Here is a 12,528-nt window from a genome sequence, read left to right as displayed (position 1 = left end):
CACGCTAATCGACAGGAGACTGACAATGACCAACAGCAATTTCTGGGTGATCGGCGGCGAGTTCGGCTCGATGAACTTCCACAAGCTGGTGGAAGGTTCGGCCCAGGTGCAGGGTCCGTTCAAGACCCGCAAAGAGGCCGAGGACGCCTGGCGCTCGGTCTCGGAAGAGAACCGCCACAAGGCGGGCGTCCGCTTCTCGATCGTGGAAGAGCCGTCGCGGGTCTCGGCCTGATAACCTGAATAAGAAGACGTCCAAGGACGGAGGGTCCCATCCGGCGCAAGCCGGGTGGGACCGTCTGTTTTTGGCACAGGTGAACGGCCTGTGGGCACCGTAAGTAACTGGAATTGTAGGGCCTTTGCGGACACTTTGGTTGCTGATAGGTTAATCCGGCCAAGTGAGGACGAGGCCGCCAATGTCAGAGCCCGAGACCAGCGGAATCCATCCCAGCCAGCCGCGCCCGGTGCGGCTGCGCGATGCGCTGTTGCGGGCGCGGATCGAGGCCGCGGACCGGACCGGCGTCGTCGTCGATTTGCGCGATGCCGAGGTGGCGCGGCTCGAGATCCTCAACGATTCGCTCGATCCCCTGTTTGCGCAGGTGCCGGAGCAGATCGACCTGTTCGACCGCGGCATCAGCCAGGGCGATACGCCCAGGCTCTGGATCGACGTCGTCGCGCACATCTTGATGGGGCGCGACAAGCGGATGTACCGCTTCGTGCAGGACACCCGCTTCGGCCGCATCGTGCTCGCCGAATCGCACGACACGTCTGTCATCGTCGAGGCCGTGACCGATTACGTCGCGCGCCGCATGATCGAGCGCGAGCATGCGATGGTGGTCCCGCCCGAGCCGAAGCCCGACGTCGCGCCGCCGCGGCGCCGCTCGCGCCTCTGGCCATTCGTGTTCGGTTTTGTGCTCGGCGCCGCTGCGCTGTTCGGCGTTGCCGTGCTCGCGGCCCTGCGGAGCTGGTGAGGCGTCGTCATTGCGAGGATCCCGCGACAAAATTGCGAAGCAATTTTGCGCTGGCGACGAAGCAATCCAGGCTGCCTCCGCGGAGGGACTCTGGATTGCTTCGCCGCGCTCGCAATGACAGCGGTTTAAATCAACTTCACATGCTTGATCTGCCCGATCTGAAATCCGGCCCCCAGGCTCCGCACCGTCTGCTCGCAACGCCAGCCGATGTTGTCCTTCTCGATCGTGAACAGATTGTACGCCGCAGCCGGGGTGTGCCCGTGCGCGAGCGCGGAGGCCGAGGGCACGCCGATTGCGGGAATGTTGCCGTTGGATCCCTCGAACCACATCGTCGAATGAATGTGGTCGTGTCCGTGCAGGATCAGCTCGACGCCGTGGCGTTTCAAGACCGTCAGCAGCCCGGCCGAGTCAGTCATCCGCTTGTGACGCGCGCCGGACTTCAATGGATGATGCACCAGCAGCACGCGAAAGACGTCCTCGGCCGCGAGCTGCTCGAGCACCTCTTCGAGCGATGCGAGCTGATTGCGTCCGAGCGTGCCTGTCGCCATCAACGGCAAGGTGGGCACCGCCGTGGACAGGCTGATCAGCGCGAGCGGCCCGCGCCGGCGCAGGCTCGGAAAGCCGATACGGCCATCGTCACCCGCAAGATAGGGCGCGAATGTTTCGCCGAAGCGATGAGAGGTGGCGCGGACATAGGCGTCGTGATTGCCGGGAATCGTGGTGACGCGGTCGGGCGGACCGACGCCCTCGAGCCAGGCGCGCGCCGGCGCGAACTCCGCCTCCAGCGCGAGATTGACGAGATCGCCTGTGACCGCGATGTGGTCGGGACCTTGCGCCTTCACGTCGGCGACGAGTGCGTCGAGCACCTCGCGGCGCTGGTACTTGTGACGGTTGCGCGTCCAGTTGACGTAGCCGAGCGCGCGCTTGCCGGCGAGCTCGATCAACCGCGGCTTCGGCAGCGGCGGCAGATGCGGGTCGGATAGATGGGCGAGCGTGAAGGGGGCCATGGGGCGCGATTGCCTCGCTATTCGCCCGCTGTAATGGCAAGGTCGCAGGCTACGTGCAAGCGCGGCATCGAGGGAGCCCGATGGCGGAACGTCTGAACAGCGTCCGACGGAGATTCGAGCCGCTGCTGCGGCGAATCTTCCACGCCTATTTCCTGCTGGTCCGCGGCATGACGCTCGGCGTCCGCGCGGTGGTGCTGGATGCCGACACTAGGGTGTTCCTGGTCAGGCACAGCTACGTCACGGGCTGGTATCTGCCCGGCGGCGGCGTCGATCTCGGCGAGACCATGGAGCAGGCGCTGCGGCGCGAGCTCAAGGAGGAGGGGGATATCGATCTCACCGGCGACGCCGTGCTGCACGGCATCTTCCTCAACAGTCACGTCTCCCGCCGCGACCATGTCGCGGTCTACGTCGTCAGGCAGTTCAAGCAGGATCGCCTGCCCGCGCCCAACCACGAGATCGCCGAGTGCGGGTTCTTCGCGGTCACCGCGCTGCCCGAGGGGACCACGCCCGGCACGCGGCTGCGGATCGCGGAAGTGCTGGACGGCAAGCCCTTGATTGCGACGTGGCGATGATGGCGGCCTGTGCTAGTAAATCGCCGCGCCTGCGGTGTCGGCGCAGGGACGAGGGATGAAGATTGTCTGAATCGACAAGGCCATGGCCGTTTCGGGTCGCCGTGCTGGTGCCCTGCTACAATGAAGAAGCCGCCGTCGCGACGGTCGTCGCCGATTTCCGCAAGGCGCTGCCTGCGGCCGAGGTCTACGTGTACGACAACAATTCGACCGACCGTACCGCGGCGGTCGCGCGCGAGGCCGGAGCGATCGTGCGCAGCGAACGGCGCCAGGGCAAGGGCCACGTCGTACGCCGCATGTTCGCGGACATCGAGGCCGACATCTACGTGCTCGTCGATGGCGATGCGACCTACGACGCGCCGAGCGCCTCGCGCATGATCGACCAGCTCCTCGATGAGCATCTGGATATGGTTGTCGGTCTGCGTGTCGATCAATCGCAAGCGGCCTACCGGCGCGGTCATCGCATCGGCAACCGGCTGTTCACCGGTTTCCTGGCATCGACCTTCGGCCACGCCTTCAAGGACATCCTGTCCGGTTACCGCGTGTTCTCGCGCCGCTTCGTCAAATCCTTTCCGGTCCTGTCCGGCGGCTTCGAGATCGAGACCGAGTTCGCGGTCTATGCGCTGGAATTGTCGCTGCCGGTCGCCGAGGTCGAGACGCCCTATTACGCGCGCCCGGAAGGCTCCTACTCCAAGCTCAATACGTGGCAGGATGGGTTGCGCATCTTCAACACGATGCTGAAGCTCAACCGGTCGGAGCGGCCGCTGCGGTTCTTTTCGGCGATCGGCATCGTCTTCGCGCTGCTGTCGATTGCTTTCGGGCTGCCGGTCGTGATCACCTTCCTCGAAACCGGCCTCGTCCCGCGCCTACCGACCGCCGTGCTCTCCATGGGTCTGATGATCATGGCGCTGCTTTCGGCTTCGTCGGGGCTCGTGCTCGACACCGTGACGCGCGGGCGGCGGGAAATGAAGATGCTCGCCTACCTGTCCCAGCCGCCGCTCGGGAGGACTTGAAATTGCCCCCGGGGCCGAGCGCAATCCCATGGACCGCTGCCCTCCAAGGTGATATCCCGCCGACGCGATGAACGATCTCTCCCTCACCATCCGGTCCGAAGCCGCCGGCGATGCTCAGGCGATCGAGCGGCTGCACGAACGCACCTTCGGGCCCGGCCGCTTCGTGCTCAGCGCATACCGCATCCGCGAGCATGTGGATCATGTGCTCGATCTATCCTTCACCGCCCGCGTCGGTACGTTGCTGGTCGGATCCGTCCGGCAATTGCCGATTTGCGTCGGCGACACGCCGGCGCTGCTGCTCGGGCCCCTGACGGTCGAGCCTCCGTTCCGCAGCCGCGGCGTCGGCCGGCTGCTGCTCGAGCGCGCGCTGAAGGATGCGAAGGCGCAGGGCCATCGCCTGGTGCTGCTGGTCGGCGACGAGCCCTATTACAGTCGCGTCGGCTTCAAGCAGGTCGCCAAGGGGCGCGTCACCATGCCGGGCCCGGTCGATTACAGCAGGCTCCTCGTCATCGAGCTCGTCGAGGGCGCGTTCGAAGGGGTATCGGGTCCGGTCGGCCCCGACTGGAGCAAGGCGCGAACCTGACGCGCCATCGCTTCGAAGCTCACATGAAGGTAGGGCAGTGCCGGTCGATCAGCAATATTACCGGGAGGTGGCGTCCGGGAGCACGGCGGAAAAGCTGCTGATCGCGGCGCGCGACCGCATCTTCCAGGATTTCATCGCCCGGATGCAGCCGTCTGCCTCGGACGAGATCCTGGATGTCGGCGTGTCCGACGTCATCAACGACGGCGCCAACGTGCTAGAGCGAAGCTACCCGCATCAGCACAAGATCACGGCCTGCGGGCTTGGCGAAGGAATCGAATTCAAGGCGGCTTTTCCGCTTTGCCGTTACGTGCAGATCGAACCGAATACACGGCTGCCGTTTGACGACAATGCGTTCGATGTCGCGACGTCCAATGCCGTGCTCGAGCACGCCGGAAGCCATCGAAATCAGGTGCTCCTGGTCGAGGAGCTTTGCCGCGTCGCACGGCGGGTGTTCATCACGGTGCCCAACAGGTTCTTTCCGGTCGAGCACCACACGGCCATCCCGCTGGCGCACTATCTGGATGGCACCTTCAGGATCGCCTGCAGGATCGCCGGCAAGTCGGAATGGACCGACCACCAAAACCTGATTCTGATGACGCGAAAACGGCTGCTGGAGCTCGCCGCGCTGGTTGCCAAATCTGCGAGTGCCAAGTCGTCCAACTCTAAGTCCGCGGCCGTGGGCTACACCGGTCTGTCGCTCGGCCCGCTATCGTCCAATCTCTATCTTGCATTCCGCTGAAGCAGCGACGCCTCCCCGCAGCATGATCCCGATGAACAAAATCCACGCCAGCAAAGCCGTCTTCGCCGTCTTGTTTCTCGCGGTGCTGGTCGGCCATTTCTGGACCATGATGCGATGGAATGAGGCGCGCGGCGTCTATGACGACATCTGCTACCTCAGGCAGGCGCATCTGTTCCAGAGGTTCGGGCTTGTGGAGGGCTTCGACACCAGCCTCGCCCGCGACGACGACGGCTATCAGAAAGCAAAGCTGAAGGAGATCGGCTACCCCGACTGGAACGATACGACCGCTGCGCCCTGTCACAATCTGATGCCGGCCACGGGGAAGGTCGTCATTCAATACCCGCCGGGTGTCGGCCTCGTCTTGGCGTTGTTTCCGCCGGGTCACCAGGTCGTGCCCATGTACATGCTGGCGACCATTGTCGTCCTCGGCTTGGCGCTGTTTGCCCTTTCTCTCGCGCGCAGCATGAGGTCGGTCTTGATGGCCGGGACGTTCGGCTGTCTTGCGATCTACCTGATGGTCAATCCGGTCAAGGCGAGCTATTCGATGGCCCCGACCGTCGTCGTGTGCGCGCTCGCAGGATGTCTCACGGCGCGATGGCTGGCGGGCCCGCGATCCCAACCTAATATCTGGCTGCTGGCGCCCATCGGTTTCCTGCTCGGACTGACCGTCGATTTCCGGTTGGCCAATCTCTTCCTGGCGTCCGGCTATGGCCTGTTTCTCCTCGTCGCGTTCCTTTTGGATCGGACGTTGTCCCGGTTCTTGCAAGGGGTCGTGTTCGGCGTCGCATTGCTGGCCGGCGTGATCCCGACCATCGTCTCTTACGCCGTCAACGCCGGCAGTCCATTCGCGTCGACCTATGGCAACAACCCCGATGTCAGGCCGCTGGATTTTTCGTTCGCGGTGGTCCGGGACTACCTCGCCGATCCGCTCCAGACTTTGCTGATCGTCATCGGAATTGTGGGCTCGATCTGGCTGTTGCGGCAGGCGAACGGCATTCGTCGCGTCGTCGCGCTGCTCACGTTGGCCAATCTGGCGCTCAACCTCGCCTTCTTCTTCACCTATCCGATCGCGACGCCATACTACACGATCCCCATTTCTCTCCTGACATTGTGGACCCTGCTGTTTGCCGTGCTGTTTCAGGAGGCGGCAGAGCACGCCCCTGAAACAGCCGCTTTCAGCCAACGCGCGATGAAGTCCGGCTAGCTATCGCGCTTTCAGAACTTGAAGTTCGCAAACGCCCGCACGCCGATGCCGGGCATCAACACCTCGTCCTTGGTGTAGGACACCGAGTTGCGGATGTTCTCGTTGAGGAGATTGTTGCCGACGAGGCCGGCGATCATCTCGCGCGCACCGAATGCATTCGGATTGAGCTTGGTCTTGTAGCTGACCTCGGCCTTCAGCAAATTGTAGCCCGCCGTCGGCGTCTCCGCGATCACGGCGACGTTGTTCTGAGCGAAGGCGTGCAACAGATTGACGCGCATCAGCCAATTGCCGTCGCGCCAGAACACGCCGCCGCCCAGTCTCACCGGCGGAATTCGCGGCACGTTGGTGCCGTCGGTGAAGGTGGCACGGACCACGTCGAACTGGTTCTCGATGCCCCAGATGCCGCCCTGGAATGCACCGACGTCGAGCTGCGACTGGAATTCGCCGCCGCGGAAGTTCGCGTCCCGCTGCGAATAGACCGCCTGGTTCACCTCGGCGCCGGGTGTGCCGCATGAGGCAAAGTCGTCGTCGCACATCACGCCGGTGAGACGGCGATAGATGAAGTTGTTGAAGTGCGTGTAGTAAACGGTCGCCTCGAACCGGAACGGCCCCGTCGCCTTGCGCAGGCCGACCTCGGCGGACTTCGCGGTCTCGATGCCGAGGTTGGGGTTGCCGATGTCGAAGGTCGCGGTCGCATCATGCGCGCCGCGCGAGAACAGCTCGGCCGCCTTCGGCGCGCGCTCGACATATTGCGCGGTGATGCTGCCGACCAAGCCGCCCGGCAGGTCCTGCAACAGGCCGATGCTGCCGCTCTTCGGCGTGAAGGACGGATTACGGCCGATACCCGCCTGCGGCGTGCCGTCGGGCAGGAAGTCCGCGGGAAAATCCGGCGTCGTGCCGTGCAGCTCGACATGTTCGATGCGGCCGGCGATCTGCGCCCGTGTCGCGTCCGTGAACTTGAACTCGTTGAAGGCGTATCCAGCAACGCGCGTGCTGTTGTTCGGGTCCCACAGGCCGTTGAACAGCGTGCCCGGATTGTCCGGGCTCGGCGCGCTCAATTCCTGATGGCCGACCTGGAAGCCCAGCGCCGTCGTCACCTCGGCGAAGCGTGCGTTGAACGGCATCAGCTGCACCTCGGTGCGGATCTCCTGCTCCTTGTTAGTGAAGGTCTGCCGCACGCCGTCGCTGGTGGGATCGGCAGGATCGGCAAGCCCGATCTCGTTGTGCCGATAGTCGGTCGCACCGGCCCAGAAGCGAACGACGTCGATCGCCGTAGCGTCGGGATGGTACTCGCCCTTGACGTTGATCTTGGTCTGGTGACCGTCGATCCGCGTGTTGTGGTCGGCGCCGTCGATGCCGGGAATGTGGTAGAGCGAGTCGTTCTGCGTGATCGCCGCGCCGATATAGCCGCCTTGGAAAAAGTAGGAGCCGCCGATCGAGGCGCCGTCCGAGCGTGTCGCCGAATTGGGCTGGCGTCCGTTGGCGACGGTCCGCGTCTGGTCATTCAGGTACGGGTAGCTCGGGATGCTGTAGTCGGTGGTGTTGCGCCCGTAGACGTCGGCATGGAACGCAAAATTGCCGCCGCCGGTGTCGAGCAGCACGCCACTTTCGACGCCGCGGTCGACCGAGCTGAACGCGCTACGGGTCTCGGCGGTGACGCAAGGCGACGTCGCGGCCGCTGCGAGCGGCGCCTTGGTTGGCATGCCGTAGGTCTGGAACGACGGAGCGCAGTTCGGCAGCGCGTCGGGAATCCGGTTGTTGGTGGCGCTGACGACGCCGCCGATCGAGGTCGAACCGTAGCGCAGCGCAGCCGGCCCGCGCACCACCTCGACCTGGTTGGTCGCGAGCGGATCGATCGGGACGAAGTGATCCTCGCCGAGGTCGGAGGCGCCGCCGGAATTGGTGCCGTTCTCGACGATGCCGACGCGGTTGACGTCTAACCCCCGGATGATCGGCCGGCTGGAGGCGCCCGGCGCAAAGCTCGAGCCGGTGATGCCGGGCTTCGAGAACAGGAGATCGCCGAGCTGGCCGCCGCCTTCGCGGCGGATCTCCTCATTCGGCACCACCGTGACCGTCGCGAACTGGTTGGTGACGATCGGCAGCACGCCCTGCTGAGGTGCGGCCGGCGTGGAGGCTGCCGGCGTGGCGTCCGCGGTGCGCTCGTGGCTGCGGGCTCGCGCGGTTCGCGTGGGGCGGCCCGGATTGCGGTTCGGCACCACGGCCCTGCGTACGATGGGGCTCGGAGCCGTCACGGTGACGGCGGGGATCTCGGTCGATGATTTATCCTCGGCGAGCGCCGAGGTGGCGGCGCCGAGCAGGAGCAGGCTTGCTCCACCTAGACGCTGCGCGCGCCGCAATTTGAATGACATGGTCCTGATTCCAGTCAGGCGCCGTCCGCAAGTTCGTCTGCTGATCGGAGGCGGCCTGCCGTCGCTGCGCGACGGAATTCGACTTCAACGTCTCCCGGGCATGCGCCTGAAAGCGGCGAGCCTGGGCGTGATCAAGCGATGTTGGAAGTCAGGACGCGGGAGGGGCGCGCGGCTGGAATGCCGTGCCGGCCGATTTCAGATGGACGAATTCGGCGTCGGTGGTGCGGTAGAGCAGGTCAATTGCCTGCGGCAGCAACAACACAGGCGGCGCCGCGAACATGACGGTGCCGGCCATCGCAACCAATGCGCAGATCGCGCAATTGTCCTCGCCCGGGTGCTCCCTGTCCGGAGCCAACGGCGATTGCCTCTCGATCGCAGCGCGGTCGATCGAAGCGAGACTTTGGTTGCTGTCGGTCTGCTGCAGCGAGGATTGGGCAAGGGGAGCGGCCTGGGCGAACCAATGGCTGTGGCCGAACGTCAGCGCGAACTGCACCAGCATCGCGAAGATCGCGAGCCGGGCGCCGTGCCTGATATTCGACCGGAACCATTTCATCCGAAAACGCCACCCCACATCGCGAGGCATCATCCCCTGATCCCGCGACGTTATAATGTAACATCGCCCGATCGGTCTGCGGATGTCAACTGCTGTCGAGCCGACCTGCGCCAGCCGGCTCCTCGATGTGTTGTGCGGGCAACTGAAGGCCTACGGCATCAGAGCTTTTTGCTCTGGAGCCAGGTGCGAATGGCCTCGATGTGTTCTGCCTTGCGCTCCAGCGGCAGCCAATGTCCTGCGGGCATGCTCGTCACGGTCAGGTTCGGGCAGGCGGCGCGCATCGGGTCACCTTGGCGATTTCCGGTGATGCTGCAGATCTGATCAAAGTCGCCGTTAACGAACAGCACCGGCTGCGACAGGCGGCCGCCATTGGGTGCCTTGCGCGCATAGGCGATGTTGGCGTCGTCGTTCAGGTACCACGCGCAGGATGGGCGGAAGCCATGAGCCTTGAACGTCTGCACCAGCACGTCGAAGTCCGCCGGCGGCCAGAGAGCCGGATCGGGCTCAGTCGGCGGAGCGCGGTGCACGGCGCCAAAGCGTCCTCCATTGCGCGTGACCATCGCATTCGGCGAAACCTTGCCGATGCCGGCGGGGTCGCCTGGCCGAAAGATCGACGCCAACGATGCTGCCAGATCTGCATCGAGATCGGCGACTGCCGCCTCGAAGTGCGTGTTGTAGTAGCGGTAGTAATCCCATTGGCCGTCCGGATATTGGTCAACCGGATAAATCGTTCGGTCGACCAGCGGGACGACTGTGCGCATGGCGTGCCCGTCGGGTTGATACGCCAGTGAGGTCAGCACGACGCCGCGGCTGCGCCTTGGCTGATGCGCGACCAACTGACCAACCACAACACAGCCCCAGTCGTGACCGACCCAGATCGCAGGCTTGCCGCCAAGGTGATCATGGAGTTCGACCATGTCCGTCACGATTTCCTCGATGGTATAGGCGTCGTTGGCTGCAGGCGTGGAAGAGCCGCCGTAGCCGCGCAGATCGGGAGCGACGCAGTGCCAACCGTCGGCGGCAAACGCGTCCATCTGAGCGCGCCACATCAAACCGATGCTCGGCCAGCCATGGACGAAGATCATCAACGGTCCGTCGGCCGGCCCGCACTCGATGTAGCGCGTTGTCTGACGAGGCGAGCTGAACGTGCGCTGATCGAGCGTTAGTTCGGCTCCAGAACCGATCGGTTGAAGTGGGTCTGTCATTGTCGAACTCCGCTTCTCACCGAACGCTCGCACTCTTTGAGTGCTGCGAAGGCTGCGTCCAGAACTGCTCTTGCCGCGGGGGCGATGCCTGGACAGGGACACGCCTGCCCAGGGCCGAGGAAGAACCGCCTCCAGATTTCACAACGCGCTACATTCGACCGAGTTCGGGGGCGAAGGCGCTCTGGAGCTTCCGGCGAAGAAGGGGCGATGGGGGTTATCCGACTAACGGAAGCGAAGGGAGGCGCGTAAGCCGCCTAGCGCCCCTCGCGCATCCACGTCGCAGCAAACGCGCCGAGCAGCAGCAGCAGCCCGATCAGGCCGGCAAAGATCGGCAGCACGCCGACGCCCTTCACGACGCTGGCGTCGCGCATCCGCACGCCCATCCAGCCGTCACCATGGAAGACGCTCGCCGAGCGGACCGGCAGGATGCGCGGCAGCTCGACGCTGGCGCCGTCGACCACGCGCACGGCGTCACCGCCGGTCGCCTGGGTCAGCGGCTTCAACGTGTCGACGGTGGAGGTGACTTCCGAAAACTCCTTCGGATTGGTCGGGCCGACATTGATCAGCGCCTTCAGCGTGCCGTCGGTGGCCTGCCACAGGCCGAGCTCGCTCGCCGGCAGGCTGGCGCGCCATTCGCCGGGATCGCCGGCTGCAAGCGTCAGGTCGCGCGACACGCCCGACGGCGAGGTCACGCTCACCGGCTGAACGCTGTCCGCCATGGTCTGGCGCACCACCACGAGATTCTTGCCCTGCACCTGCAGGCGCAACGCTTCCTCGTCCAGATCAGGCTGCTTCATCAGCCAGTGCGACATCCGCCGCAACAGGTCGAGATGCGGGCCGCCGCCTTCATAGCCGCGCGCCCACAGCCAGATGTGGTCGGAGAGCAGCAGTGCGACGCGGCCCTCGCCGAAACGCGACAGGAACAGCAGCGGCTTACCGTCGACGCCCGTCATGACGGGCGGGTTGACCGCATTGCGGGTGTCGACGGTGCGGAAGAATCGGCTCCAGCGCGGCGGCTCGGAGGCCGAACCCTCGAGGCCGCGCGTGACGGGATGGCGTTTGCCGACGTCGGACAGATGCGCGTAGAACGGCTTTTCCGTCACCCCGACCGGTTCGGCCGGCAGCACCGAATCCAGCGGCGTGCGCCAGATGCTGGTGTTGGAGGCGTAATCGGGGCCGGCCGAGACCAGCACCGCGCCGCCGGAACGCACGTAGCGTGCGATGTTGTCGAAATAGGCGATCGGCAGCACGCCCTGGCGGGCATAGCGGTCGAAGATGATCAGCTGGAATTCGTTGATCTTCTGCTGGAACAGCTCGCGGGTCGGAAACGCGATCAGCGACAATTCGTTGATCGGCGTGCCGTCCTGCTTCTCCGGCGGCCGCAGAATGGTGAAGTGGACAAGATCGACGCTGGCATCGGATTTGAGCAGGTTGCGCCAGGTGCGCTCGCCGGAATGCGGCTCGCCCGAGACCAGCAGCACGCGCAGCTTGTCGCGCACACCGTCGATGGCGACGACGGCGCGGTTGTTCACCGGCGTCAATTCCCGCTCGAGCGGCGAGGCCTCGATCTCGACGATGTTCGGCCCGGAATGCTTGATGTCGACTTCGACGCTTGCCGCCTGGCCGCTCGAAAGCGTGCGCTCGTTGATGACCTCGCCGTCCCTGCGGACCGTGACCTTGGCGCGCTCGCCGCTGACGCCCTGGTCGTCGAGGCGGTAGGTGATGGTCTGGGGCTGTCCGACGATGCCGAAGCGCGGAGCAGCGATGACCGCGATACGGCGGTCGCGCTCGTCTTTTTGCCCGGTGATCAGCGCGTGCACCGGCGCCTGGAAGCCGAGCCCGGCAGCGTTGGCCGGAATGTCGTGAACGCGGCCGTCGGTGATCAGGAACGCACCGGCGACGCGGTCGACCGGCACGTCGGACAAGGCCGAGGCCAACGCCCCGAACAGCTTTGTGCCGTCGGTCTCGCCGTCGGCCTGTCCGGCATCGACGACGCGGACCTCGAGCCCCTTGATCTTCTTCAGGCTGTCGACCAGCGCTTCCTGCGCCTGAGCGGCCTCGCGATTGCGATTGCCGAAATTCTGGCTCGGGCTCTTGTCGACGACGATGGCGGCGACCGAGGTGAGCGGATCGCGGTCCTCGCGGGTGAAGGAGGGGTTGGCGAGCGCCAGCAGGAACAGCGCCAACGCGGCCACGCGCACGGCAGCGCCGCGCGCCCGCGCCAGCAGCAGCACGATCGCGATGACGACGATCGCGGCCAGCGCGATCCACAGGACGATCGCGGGAACCAGCGGCGTGAATGCGATGCCGTAATTCAT

General features: G+C 65.1%; 12 protein-coding genes. 7 read left to right on the top strand and 5 right to left on the bottom strand.

Features of this window, described 5'->3' with window-relative positions:
- Positions 1-25: 25 nt before the first annotated feature.
- Positions 26-232 carry a DUF4170 domain-containing protein gene (locus tag ABIB66_RS28895; protein ID WP_007595122.1) on the top strand — a complete coding sequence of 69 codons (207 nt, stop codon included), beginning with the start codon at positions 26-28 and terminating at the stop codon, positions 230-232.
- Between the two features lie 181 nt (positions 233-413).
- A complete protein-coding gene (locus ABIB66_RS28890) occupies positions 414-968 on the top strand; it encodes a hypothetical protein (RefSeq protein WP_354057305.1) in 555 nt (184 codons plus the stop codon).
- A 125-nt stretch (positions 969-1,093) separates the two neighbouring features.
- Here ABIB66_RS28890 and ABIB66_RS28885 read toward each other — a convergent pair whose 3' ends face one another.
- Entirely contained in the window at positions 1,094-1,975 is an 882-nt protein-coding gene (locus tag ABIB66_RS28885) for a metallophosphoesterase family protein (RefSeq protein ID WP_354057303.1), read from the bottom strand.
- Positions 1,976-2,055: 80 nt separating this feature from the next.
- Here ABIB66_RS28885 and ABIB66_RS28880 point away from each other — a divergent pair, with 80 nt between their 5' ends.
- From ABIB66_RS28880 to ABIB66_RS28860, 5 genes are all read left to right on the top strand, one after another.
- Positions 2,056-2,547 (top strand): NUDIX domain-containing protein, encoded by a 492-nt coding sequence (locus tag ABIB66_RS28880; RefSeq protein WP_354209134.1) that lies wholly within the window; start codon positions 2,056-2,058, stop codon positions 2,545-2,547.
- 62 nt (positions 2,548-2,609) lie between these two features.
- Entirely contained in the window at positions 2,610-3,557 is a 948-nt protein-coding gene (locus tag ABIB66_RS28875) for a glycosyltransferase family 2 protein (protein ID WP_354209133.1), read from the top strand.
- Between the two features lie 67 nt (positions 3,558-3,624).
- Entirely contained in the window at positions 3,625-4,140 is a 516-nt protein-coding gene (locus ABIB66_RS28870) for a GNAT family N-acetyltransferase (protein ID WP_354209132.1), read from the top strand.
- A 37-nt stretch (positions 4,141-4,177) separates the two neighbouring features.
- Positions 4,178-4,879: a methyltransferase domain-containing protein gene (locus ABIB66_RS28865; protein WP_354209131.1), complete on the top strand. Its 702-nt coding sequence runs from the start codon at positions 4,178-4,180 to the stop codon at positions 4,877-4,879.
- Positions 4,880-4,910: 31 nt separating this feature from the next.
- Positions 4,911-6,083, top strand: coding sequence for a hypothetical protein (locus ABIB66_RS28860; RefSeq protein WP_354209130.1), 1,173 nt, complete (start codon positions 4,911-4,913; stop codon positions 6,081-6,083).
- Positions 6,084-6,094: 11 nt separating this feature from the next.
- On the opposite strand, the gene ABIB66_RS28855 is transcribed toward ABIB66_RS28860, so the two are convergent.
- From ABIB66_RS28855 to ABIB66_RS28840, 4 genes are all read right to left on the bottom strand, one after another.
- Positions 6,095-8,452, bottom strand: a complete 2,358-nt coding sequence (locus ABIB66_RS28855; RefSeq protein ID WP_354209129.1) for a TonB-dependent receptor — start codon at positions 8,450-8,452, stop codon at positions 6,095-6,097.
- Between the two features lie 148 nt (positions 8,453-8,600).
- A complete protein-coding gene (locus ABIB66_RS28850) occupies positions 8,601-9,005 on the bottom strand; it encodes a DUF2946 domain-containing protein (protein WP_275171809.1) in 405 nt (134 codons plus the stop codon).
- A 158-nt stretch (positions 9,006-9,163) separates the two neighbouring features.
- Positions 9,164-10,090, bottom strand: coding sequence for an alpha/beta fold hydrolase (locus ABIB66_RS28845; protein WP_354256342.1), 927 nt, complete (start codon positions 10,088-10,090; stop codon positions 9,164-9,166).
- 374 nt (positions 10,091-10,464) lie between these two features.
- A complete protein-coding gene (locus ABIB66_RS28840; protein ID WP_354209127.1) occupies positions 10,465-12,528 on the bottom strand; it encodes a hypothetical protein in 2,064 nt (687 codons plus the stop codon).

It is taken from the genome of Bradyrhizobium sp. F1.13.3, assembly GCF_040548265.1.
GTDB lineage: Bacteria > Pseudomonadota > Alphaproteobacteria > Rhizobiales > Xanthobacteraceae > Bradyrhizobium.
This window is presented reverse-complemented; position numbering and strand designations above follow the sequence as displayed.

Excerpts from the sequence above, each read along its gene's own strand:
- ABIB66_RS28840 (WP_354209127.1), bottom strand. The coding sequence starts at position 12,528 with ATGAATTACGGCATCGCATTCACGCCGCTGGTTCCCGCGATCGTCCTG.
- ABIB66_RS28870 (WP_354209132.1), top strand. The coding sequence starts at position 3,625 with ATGAACGATCTCTCCCTCACCATCCGGTCCGAAGCCGCCGGCGATGCT.
- ABIB66_RS28880 (WP_354209134.1), top strand. The coding sequence starts at position 2,056 with ATGGCGGAACGTCTGAACAGCGTCCGACGGAGATTCGAGCCGCTGCTG.
- ABIB66_RS28885 (WP_354057303.1), bottom strand. The coding sequence starts at position 1,975 with ATGGCCCCCTTCACGCTCGCCCATCTATCCGACCCGCATCTGCCGCCG.
- ABIB66_RS28845 (WP_354256342.1), bottom strand. The coding sequence starts at position 10,090 with ATGATCTTCGTCCATGGCTGGCCGAGCATCGGTTTGATGTGGCGCGCT.
- ABIB66_RS28860 (WP_354209130.1), top strand. The coding sequence starts at position 4,911 with ATGAACAAAATCCACGCCAGCAAAGCCGTCTTCGCCGTCTTGTTTCTC.
- ABIB66_RS28895 (WP_007595122.1), top strand. The coding sequence starts at position 26 with ATGACCAACAGCAATTTCTGGGTGATCGGCGGCGAGTTCGGCTCGATG.
- ABIB66_RS28890 (WP_354057305.1), top strand. The coding sequence starts at position 414 with ATGTCAGAGCCCGAGACCAGCGGAATCCATCCCAGCCAGCCGCGCCCG.
- ABIB66_RS28850 (WP_275171809.1), bottom strand. The coding sequence starts at position 9,005 with ATGAAATGGTTCCGGTCGAATATCAGGCACGGCGCCCGGCTCGCGATC.
- ABIB66_RS28855 (WP_354209129.1), bottom strand. The coding sequence starts at position 8,452 with ATGTCATTCAAATTGCGGCGCGCGCAGCGTCTAGGTGGAGCAAGCCTG.